The sequence below is a fragment of the Campylobacter concisus genome (assembly GCF_002913545.1).
Taxonomy (GTDB): Bacteria; Campylobacterota; Campylobacteria; order Campylobacterales; family Campylobacteraceae; genus Campylobacter_A; species Campylobacter_A concisus_AV.
The window spans coordinates 1-864 of sequence record NZ_PPBR01000029.1; the positions used below are offsets into that span (position 1 = coordinate 1).

The following is an 864-nucleotide window of genomic DNA, read 5'->3' on the forward strand; positions in this document are numbered from 1 at the left end:
GCTTAAAGGCTAGTATAACGCAAAAATTTCAAGGAAAAATATGAAAAAAATTGCCATTTTTGCCCTTTTGATGGGCGTAAATTTATTTGGTGCAAGCGAGGTTTGCAAAGAGTATGTCAAGCAAAGTAGGCTCTATCTTGACGAGCTTTACGCCAAAGAGAGCAAGAAGCTTGCGGGTGATGAGAAGGCGCTAAGGCTTTTTGAGCTTAAATTTGATGAGTTTAAGCAAAGGCAAAGCGGCCAAGAGGCGATGATAATGCAAAATAACGATGAGAAATTTTGCAAAAGCGAGCTAGAAAAGGTAAATAAGCTTCTTAGCAAGCTTAAAAAATAGCTCAAATTTTAGCGTTTAAGTCCCACTCGATGGGTGTTTTGCCGTGGTTTGCTAAGTAGATATTTGCCTTTGAAAAGTGCCTGCAGCCAAAAAACGCCCCACGAGCTAGCGGACTTGGGTGGGCTGCTTCTAAGATGAGGTGCTTGCTGGCGTCTATAAGCGGTGCTTTTGCCTTGGCTGGATTGCCCCAGAGCATAAAAACTACGTTTTGTAAATTCTCACTTATCTTTCTTATGACAGCGTCTGTAAAACCCTGCCAGCCAAAGCCAGCGTGAGAATTTGCCGCTCCAGCACTTACGCTTAAAGTTGAATTTAATAAAAGCACGCCTTGCTTTGCCCACTTTGTAAGATCGCCGCTATTTGGCTCTTTTATGCCAAGATCGGCGTAAATTTCTTTATAGATATTAACAAGACTTGGCGGCACGCGCACACCACTTGGCACTGAAAAGCTTAGCCCTATGGCTTGATTTGCGCCGTGATATGGGTCTTGGCCAAGGATAACTACCTTGACATCGTGAAATGGCGTTAGG

2 protein-coding genes are annotated in these 864 nt (G+C 43.4%); one reads left to right on the top strand and one right to left on the bottom strand.

What is annotated here, in order from left to right; all coding sequences use genetic code 11:
• Positions 1-40 precede the first annotated feature (40 nt).
• Positions 41-334, top strand: a complete 294-nt coding sequence (locus tag CYP05_RS01665) for a hypothetical protein (RefSeq protein ID WP_103586553.1) — start codon at positions 41-43, stop codon at positions 332-334.
• A gap of 1 nt (position 335) precedes the next feature.
• On the opposite strand, the gene ung is transcribed toward CYP05_RS01665, so the two are convergent.
• Positions 336-864, bottom strand: a 529-nt coding sequence (gene ung, locus CYP05_RS01670; RefSeq protein WP_103641799.1) for a uracil-DNA glycosylase, incomplete at its 5' end; no start/stop codon positions are given.